This window comes from Paenilisteria riparia FSL S10-1204 (assembly GCF_000525995.1).
GTDB classification, from domain to species: Bacteria; Bacillota; Bacilli; order Lactobacillales; family Listeriaceae; genus Listeria_A; species Listeria_A riparia.
This window is the reverse complement of the sequence record NZ_AODL01000037.1, coordinates 23,156-31,212: the sequence shown is the minus strand read 5'-3', so window position 1 is coordinate 31,212 and position 8,057 is coordinate 23,156. Positions and strand designations below refer to the sequence as shown.

Below are 8,057 nucleotides of genomic sequence, written 5' to 3'. Positions count from 1 at the left end.
TTCCTTCTTTTCTATTGTGTTTTGATTGCTTGTTTAGTATAGCAAGATTAGTAAGAGGATTCAAAAATTAAGTGAGTGCTATGGCTTTGCCTGCCGAACCAAATTCGCGGATTTTGGATTGGACGGTTTGAATGATGGCTTCGCGAGCTGGTTCTAATATGACTTGGGGTTCGTGGTGTGGTTGGGTTGGATGTGAGTGCGTGACGGATGGCAGCAAGCCAAGCTTTATTGGATTCGGTATTGACATTGATTTTGGCGTGTCCAAGTGTGATGGCCTGGTCGAGTTGGTGTTTTGGGATGCCGGATGCGCCGTGAAGGACGAGTGGAATCGAGACGGATTCCTGGATAGCGGCCATTTCTTGGAAGCCTAGAACGGGCTCACCCTTGTAATTGCCATGAACGGAGCCTAGTGCAGCGGCTAGGGCATCGATGTTGGTTGCTTGGACGAGCGCGATGCATTCTTCTAGGCTGGCGTAGTTGATGTTAGCGATGATGCCGTCTTCGTTTCCACCAACGGTTCCGACTTCTGCTTCGACATTGACGCCGCGTGCGTGGGCGTAATCGGTAACTTCTTTGGTGAGACGGATATTTTCTGCGATTGGGTATTTGGAGCCGTCGAACATGACGGATGTGTAGCCTGCGTCGACGGCTTGTTTGCAACGTTTGACTGTTAAGCCGTGGTCTAGGTGGAGTACGACGGGAACGGTAATTTGGTGTTCTACGATGAGGTTTTTGACCATAGATGTGATTGTTTGGAAGCCGCCAAGGAAGTCTACCATTCGGTCGGATGAAGCGACGATGACTGGTGCTTGTTCTTTTTCGGCAGCTATGAGGATAGCTTGAATCCAATGCAAGCCGTTTATATTGAACTGCCCAACGGCGTATTTTTCTGTGTGTGCTTTTTGTAATACTTCATTTAGTGTTACTAGCATATAATGGTACCTCCTTTTATAAATAGCAGAATCCACGAGTTTTAGCTGCCACTCGTGGATTTGCGCTTAATAATATTTCGAAATGACTTCTAATGTGGTTGTTTTTGCTTTTTCGATAGTTTCTTCGGGTGTTAATTGATAATACTCTGGTCGGAAAAGTTCCACGGAAACGACGTCGGAGTAGCCGATTTGTTTTAGTGTCGTGATGTGAGCCTCGAGATCAATCGCGCCGTGTCCTGGCCATACGCGGTCGTCATCGGTTAGTAGACCGATTTGGAAATCTTCGGTGTCATCGATGTGAAAAATGAAGATTTTGGAGCCGTCTGCGTTTTTTAAGTTTTCGATATTGGAGCCCATTGCGTGAAAATGGAAGGAATCAAATACGAGTCCGACGTTATCGCGATTGACTGCTTGAACGATGTCGTAGGCGTCTTCGAATGTATTGACGGTGCATTCTGGGTGACCGACGAATTCCAAAGCAATTTTTACGCCGTGACTTTCTGCAATATTGGACAGTTCTTGGAGTACCTCGATGCAGCTTTGCTTGATGTCTTTTTTAAGGATTTTCTCCGTTGTGACAAGTGGGACGGCAACGACATATTTGGCGTCGATTTTATCGCAGATGTGCATCATTTCTTGGAATTCTCGGATGATAGCGGCATGCCCTGCCTCATCGCGATTATTGAAGAAAACCAGGGCGTTAAGTGCTAGTGGTTTGATGTGATGGTCCTGGAAATAGGTCGCTAAATCGTCTAGTGTATGCGTTTTTAAGTACTCTGGAAGTTTGTCCATGGTGCGAATTTCGATGTAGTCATAACCGTTTTGCTCGCAAATTGTAAGATCTTTTTCTAAATTGGAATTTTCAAGTGTGGTTGCTTCGTTGAAACATAGCTTCATGTCGTGTCCCTCTTTTCTTTATTCGTTCAGGCCGAGCCCTTTTTTCATTGTTTGGAGCATGAAATTACTGGATTCTTCGGCTTTATCTACCCAAGCAAAAACGGCATTTGTCGCGATTCCGTCAAATTTCATCTCGCGCATTTTGCGAAAAATGGTGTCAAAATCGACTTCGCCTTCTCCGATGTTCAAATGTTGGTGAATCGTCACTTCGGCATCTGGTGGGTTAACGATGTAACGCAGACCATAAGCGGCTTTGTGGTTAAATGTATCGGCAAACAAGACATGGTCGAGTAAATCGCCCGCTTCGTCAAACATTTTGCCAACGTCACCGATTCCGTCGTCGTAAAAGAACGTGTGCGCCGTCGAGTAAACGAGTTTAATCCAATCTTTATCGAGCGCGCGAATCATATCGATGGCACCTGTGTTTGTTTCAATAAAATCCAGTGGATGGGCCTGCAAATTCAGACGCACACCTTCTTTCTCGAAAACCGGCATGAGTTCATCCATCGATTTGACGAACTTCTCTTCGCAAACGACTGGATTATATTTAGTACCGCTGAATTCGCTGTTCATAAGGTCGACATCCAGTTCGACGGCGATTTCGATGGCTCGCTTCCAATTGCGAACGGCTGCCACGCGGCGGTCTTCGTCAGGGCCAGCCCAATTGTATAACGGCAACAAGGACGAAATTTCAAGGCCCGTGTCGCGCAAGCATTTTTTCACAAGTTTAATTTTTGCCTTATCGACTTTAGGATATTTGTAAAATGGGCAAAAGTCCTCGCGTGGGCTGAGTTCGATGTATTTGTAGCCGAGTTCGGCGGTTTTGTAAATCATTTGTTCGAGACTCATATTGTCGCGAAACATGCTGGGATCAAGCGCTAACTTCATTGGTTTTCGCTCCTTCTTCGTAGAATGTTGGTCGTTCGTCTAATTCGATTGCTTCGGTTACGCCAGATTCTTGGGCTTTGACACATGCTGCTGCAGTTACAGAGGCAATATAGCCGTCCCACGATGTTGGACCTTTTGGTTCGCCCGTTTTGCTAATAGAATCGATGAAATCTTGAATTTCGACATCATAAGCGTCGATGAAACGGTCTTTCCAATCCATTAGAATATCTTGGCTGAGCTTGCCACTTTTGCGTGTGACGATGTTGGAGAACTCAGGAAGCTTCACGATACCTTCTTCACCAACGACCTCGCATTGAATATCATAACCGTAACGACAATTCACGAAAATTTCTACCGTAATAGAGATACCGCCTTTCGTTTCGATAATCACAAGTTGTGGATCGCGAAGGTGTGGTAGCGCATTTTTCGTTTTCTTCGGATAGATGACTTGGACGCTTGCATAATCGTCGTTTACAAGCCAATGTAAGGCGTCAATTTCATGAATCAACGTATCTGTGATTGCCATGTCTGTGGAGTAGGTTTCTGGAACGGTCGGATTGCGATGGGCAGCGTGAATCATGAGCGGCTCACCGATTGCTCCGTTTTCAATTGCTTCTTTTAATTTGACGTAACCATAATCGTAACGGCGCATAAAACCCACTTGGACCAGGCGTTTGCCATGTTTGATTTCGGCATCCACAATGCGACGTGCTCCTTCTGCAGTTGTAGCCAATGGTTTTTCACAGAAAATATATTTTCCAGCTTCGATTCCTGCGAGGACGCTTGCTTCATGTGCTGGCCCCCAACTGGAAACGAGGATAGCGTCAACTTCTTTTGCAGCGATGAGCGCTTTGTCATCTGGATACACGTTCGCATTTAGCTTGAAATCAGCCACGACTTGTTTTGCGGCCTCTTGGTTAACGTCTGTCACCGCAACGACTTCTGCGCCTGCCAGTGTTTGGCTAATCCGTTTAATATGTTCTCGTCCAATCGCACCTGTTCCAATAACTCCAAATCGTAAATTCATTGTCAATTCCTCCTTATTTTATAACGCTTACATTTATTTGAACTTCATATAATTTCGGAAGTAATACTCGATCTGTTCTAGCGAGTGGCCTTTTGTTTCTGGCAAGTATTTTTTAACGAATAGAATCGCAAAAACACCGAGCACCGCGAACATGAAAAATGTGATTGATAAACCAACATGCGCCAGCAAAATTGGGAATGAAAATCCTACAAGGAAATTCGTAATCCATAGGCAAAATACCGTCGTTCCCATACCGATTCCGCGTAACCTTTGAGGGAAAATTTCGGATAGCATCAACCAAGTAACCGGTGAAATCGCACCTTGTTGGAAAGCTAAAAAAGTAACGGTTAAACTTAACACAACATATGGTAGCGCTTCGGTTCCTTGAAGTAGCATCGATAAAATCCCAATCAAAAGTAGCGCACTTGTCGTTCCAATTAACCCGGTAATCAACATTGGCCGCCGTCCTACTTTTCCGAGTAAGTAGATGCCGACAAATGTGGCGAGCACTGAAATGACACCGTTCGCAATATTTCCGATTAAAGCCGCTTCCGTTCCAAATCCTGCGTCGCGTAATATTTCAGTACCATAATACATAATCGAGTTAACGCCAGTGATTTGCTGGACAACCGCAATACCAAGGCCGATAAACAAGATTCGGCGTACCCATTTGACACTTAAGTCTTTAAATGTTGCTTTGTCGAGCGCTGCTTCTGCGGTGATATTATCTTTTATTTCAGTTAGTTCTACCTCCGCTACATTTTGCTCCCGGATTTGTTGTAACACACGTAACGCATCGCCAATTTTGCCTTTGGAAGCGAGCCAGCGCGGGCTTTCTGGTAAGATAAGCATGCCGAACCATAGAACGACAGCTGGAATGGTCGCAATCACGAGCATGTAGCGCCAAACGTTGCCATCTTCGCCAAGTGTTGTGCCGATAATGGCGTTGAATGTGAAGGCTAATAATTGCCCTGTTACGATCATTAATTCATTTTGTGTCACCATTCGACCGCGTCTTTCTGTTGGTGACATTTCCGCTAAGTATGTCGGTACGGTAACCGAAGCCCCGCCGACTGCAAGCCCTAAAATAATGCGGAAAACTACCATGACAGCCATGTTTGGTGCGAACGTACAACCAAGCGTTGCCACGAAAAAAACAACTGCGAGCATTAACAAATTTTTGCGACGGCCGTTACGATCTGATAATCTTCCGCCGAACACGGCTCCAAATGCAGCTCCGAATAATAAGGAACTGGCGACAATCCCTTCTCCAGCTGGCGTTAAGTTCAGTTGTCCTGCTTTAGACATGTAAGGAAGTGCCCCGTTAATAACCCCCGTATCATACCCAAAAAGCAAACCACCGAATGTTGAAATGATTGTGATTAAACGTAAATAAGCTTTTGGCGTTCGTTTACTAGCTGGCGTGCTTTCCATCACTAACTCTGTCCCGTCTGGCTCAACTTGCTTCATACCAATCGCTCCCCTACGTGTAGTAAGTTTTCGTCTATATATTTTCTAGCCATTAAAGCGTATTCCAATGGATTGGCAAGCGCCGGATCTTGCTCGGCCTCGATAACAATCCAACCTTGATAACCATGCACCAACAGTTGCTCATATACTTTTGTGAAATCAATGCACCCATCGCCAGGAACAGTAAACATCCCTTTTAAAAACGATTGCAAAAAGGAAAGCCCATCTTGTTTGCACGTCTCCATCACGTCTTTACGGACATCTTTAAAATGGACATGCGCAATGCGATCTATATGTTTTTCAAGCAGTGGCATGTATTCACCTTCTGCCACAAAAATATGACCTGTGTCGTACAACAAGTGAACGTGAGCCGGGTTTGTCCCCGTCATTAAGCGGTCGACCTCAGCTAGCGTCTCAACACCCGTTCCTAAATGGTGATGGTACACTAACTTCAAATCAAATTCCGTGGCAATCACGCCAAGCTGATTCAATCCGTCACACAAGAGTTCCCATTCCTGGGCCGTGAAATGCGGTTTTTCTGTGAAAACATTTTTCGTTGTTCCTTGAATGCTGTAGGTCTGTTCAGAGATAACTGCGACATCGGCGTTCACTTCGTGTAAATACGTGCAGTGCTTCCGAAATGCTTGTTTAGATGCCTCGATTCCATCTCGAATAATGAAACTGCTAAACCATTGCCCTGCGATTCTTAAATTGCGAAGCGCGAGTTCCTTATTCAGCGTTTTGGCATCTGGGAAAAAGCCACCAACTTCCGTTCCCGCAAAACCAGCAACAACAATGTCACTAAGTAAATGCTGGAGTGTGTTTCCGGCGCCGATTTCTGGTATATCATCGTTACGCCAACCAATTGGTGCAATTCCCCATGAAATAGTAGTAGAACTCATTATCAAATACCCCCTATGTTTAGTATTTTCTAGCTCTCTCCAATTTGTTTACGATTGCTTCATGCGCTTTTTGAATACTTGCTTTCGTGGAAACTTCTGATACGCCAACATGCCACCATGCTTCGTAACCGTCAGACATTGTTTTTGGTAATACTTTCATTTCGATAAGTGTGGAAACTTGTTGTTTTTTAGCGTCTTCTAATGCTGCTTTTAATTCTGGAATCGTGTTGGCACGGTAGGTTTTGGCGCCATATCCTTCTGCTACTTTGGCATAATCGATGTTCATAATTTGGTTGTCCGTCGTTCTAAATTCGCAGAAATAGCTGTCGCTGCCATGTTCCATTTGCAAGTTGTTAATACAGCCAAAACCGGAATTGTCGAATAGCAAAATATTGATTTTATGGTTGTATTGCAGTGCGGTAATGAACTCCGAATGTAGCATTAAGAAACTACCATCACCCGCCATCGCAAAAACTTCTTGGTTTGGCGCCGCCAGTTTTGCACCGAGGGAGCCCGAAATCTCATAGCCCATGCAGGAATAGCCGTATTCTAAATGATACGTGTTTGGCACAGCCGGATTCCAAAGTCGCTGTAAATCGCCTGGTAACGAGCCCGCCGCCCCAACAACGATACTATCTTCGGCAACAACATCATTGATTGCTAAAAAGGCCGCTGTTTGCGATAATTCCGTGTTTAGCGCATCCGCATATTCATTGAAAATTTCTTGGGTAAACTGTCCTTTAATTTCCGGATTAAAATTAGTGCGGTCAAACGTCACATTCGCCAAACGCTCGCGCTCTGTCAGCCATTCTGTTTTTAGTCGCTCTAGTTCGGAACCGTAAGCCGTTTTGTAATCATCAAGACGGTCAGCTAGAAGTTCTAGCGTTGCTCTTGCATCCGCGACTACTTGGAAAGCATCTAGTTTATAAGCTTGCGGACGACTGACATTGATGTTTAAAAATCGTGTTTCCTCCCAATTGAATGCCGTTTTAGACGACGTTGTAAAATCCGTGTACCGCGTGCCGATGCCGATAACCAAATCCGCATTACGAATCACTGCATTCGCCGCACTCGTTCCTAGAATCCCCGTCCCGCCAAGATTATTTTTGAATTGAAATTCCACCGTTGATTTCCCAGCATGCGTCTCAACTAGCGGGATATTATGCTGTTCTGAGATCGCCATCAAAGCTTCCCGAGCCTCCGAATAACGCGCGCCACCGCCAACAATAATAACTGGGTGCTTACTTTCCGTAATACGTTCCACCGCACCATCTAACTCGCGTTCCGTCGGCAATTTGCGATCGATATAATGAATCCGCTTCTCAAAAAACGCCTCATCAAAATCATACGCCTCACCTTCCGTATCTTGCGAAATACAAACCGTCGCAGGCCCCGCCGTCGCTGGATTTGTCATCACTTCAAAAGCTCGCAACAAGCTACTCATCAACTGCTCTGGACGCGTAATCCGATCCCAATATCGCGAAACCGGTTTCAATGCATCATTCGTCGTCACCGCCGCACTATAATCCTGCTCCAATTGTTGCAAAACCGGATCCGGTTGCCGCGTCGCAAACGTATCTGCTGGCAAAAGCAGTACCGGAATATTATTCGCAAACGCCGTCCCAGCCGCCGCCACTAAGTTCGCTGCACCAGGCCCTGCCGAAGTCGAAACCGCGTAAATCTGCTTCCGTAAATTCTGTTTCGCAAAAGCAATCGCCGCGTGCGCCATGCCCTGCTCATTTTTGCCTTGAATGACGTTCAAATGCCCTGCGTCCTCTTCCAAAGCTTGCCCGATTCCGACCACATTCCCGTGACCAAAAACGTTAAACAATCCCGCAACAAATGGCGTAATATGACCATCAATCGCTACGTATTGCTGATTTAAAAACTTGATTAATGCTTGTGCCGTCGTTAGGCGAATCGTTCCCATCGTTCACTCCA

General features: G+C 45.5%; 7 protein-coding genes. All 7 read right to left on the bottom strand.

The annotated features are described in order from the left end of the window. Nucleotides 1-47 precede the first annotated feature (47 nt). The 7 genes from PRIP_RS15130 to iolD all read right to left on the bottom strand — a co-directional run bounded on the left by PRIP_RS15130 (nt 48) and on the right by iolD (nt 8,046). Nucleotides 48-932, bottom strand: a complete 885-nt coding sequence (locus tag PRIP_RS15130) for a ketose-bisphosphate aldolase (protein ID WP_241434203.1) — start codon at nt 930-932, stop codon at nt 48-50. Between the two features lie 66 nt (nt 933-998). Next, nucleotides 999-1,829, bottom strand: a complete 831-nt coding sequence (iolI, locus tag PRIP_RS15125; RefSeq protein WP_036102250.1) for a 2-keto-myo-inositol isomerase — start codon at nt 1,827-1,829, stop codon at nt 999-1,001. An 18-nt stretch (nt 1,830-1,847) separates the two neighbouring features. Continuing rightward, nucleotides 1,848-2,717: a sugar phosphate isomerase/epimerase family protein gene (locus PRIP_RS15120; protein WP_036102247.1), complete on the bottom strand. Its 870-nt coding sequence runs from the start codon at nt 2,715-2,717 to the stop codon at nt 1,848-1,850. After that, nucleotides 2,701-3,744 carry a bifunctional inositol 2-dehydrogenase/D-chiro-inositol 1-dehydrogenase gene (iolG, locus tag PRIP_RS15115; RefSeq protein ID WP_036102245.1) on the bottom strand — a complete coding sequence of 348 codons (1,044 nt, stop codon included), beginning with the start codon at nt 3,742-3,744 and terminating at the stop codon, nt 2,701-2,703. Before iolG ends, PRIP_RS15120 begins: the two co-directional genes overlap by 17 nt. A gap of 33 nt (nt 3,745-3,777) precedes the next feature. After that, the gene (locus PRIP_RS15110) at nt 3,778-5,178 is read right to left on the bottom strand and encodes a sugar porter family MFS transporter (protein WP_036102261.1); all 1,401 of its coding nucleotides are present in this window, start codon (nt 5,176-5,178) and stop codon (nt 3,778-3,780) included. Between the two features lie 32 nt (nt 5,179-5,210). Further along, nucleotides 5,211-6,116 (bottom strand): myo-inosose-2 dehydratase, encoded by a 906-nt coding sequence (iolE, locus tag PRIP_RS15105; RefSeq protein WP_036102243.1) that lies wholly within the window; start codon nt 6,114-6,116, stop codon nt 5,211-5,213. A 19-nt stretch (nt 6,117-6,135) separates the two neighbouring features. After that, nucleotides 6,136-8,046: a 3D-(3,5/4)-trihydroxycyclohexane-1,2-dione acylhydrolase (decyclizing) gene (gene iolD / locus PRIP_RS15100; RefSeq protein WP_036102241.1), complete on the bottom strand. Its 1,911-nt coding sequence runs from the start codon at nt 8,044-8,046 to the stop codon at nt 6,136-6,138. Nucleotides 8,047-8,057 lie beyond the last annotated feature (11 nt).

What these genes read in the sequence shown, in the direction of transcription:
- PRIP_RS15130 (WP_241434203.1), bottom strand. Translation starts at nt 932, where the DNA reads ATGCTAGTAACACTAAATGAAGTATTACAAAAAGCACACACAGAAAAA.
- iolI (WP_036102250.1), bottom strand. Translation starts at nt 1,829, where the DNA reads ATGAAGCTATGTTTCAACGAAGCAACCACACTTGAAAATTCCAATTTA.
- PRIP_RS15120 (WP_036102247.1), bottom strand. Translation starts at nt 2,717, where the DNA reads ATGAAGTTAGCGCTTGATCCCAGCATGTTTCGCGACAATATGAGTCTC.
- iolG (WP_036102245.1), bottom strand. Translation starts at nt 3,744, where the DNA reads ATGAATTTACGATTTGGAGTTATTGGAACAGGTGCGATTGGACGAGAA.
- PRIP_RS15110 (WP_036102261.1), bottom strand. Translation starts at nt 5,178, where the DNA reads ATGGAAAGCACGCCAGCTAGTAAACGAACGCCAAAAGCTTATTTACGT.
- iolE (WP_036102243.1), bottom strand. Translation starts at nt 6,116, where the DNA reads ATGAGTTCTACTACTATTTCATGGGGAATTGCACCAATTGGTTGGCGT.
- iolD (WP_036102241.1), bottom strand. Translation starts at nt 8,046, where the DNA reads ATGGGAACGATTCGCCTAACGACGGCACAAGCATTAATCAAGTTTTTA.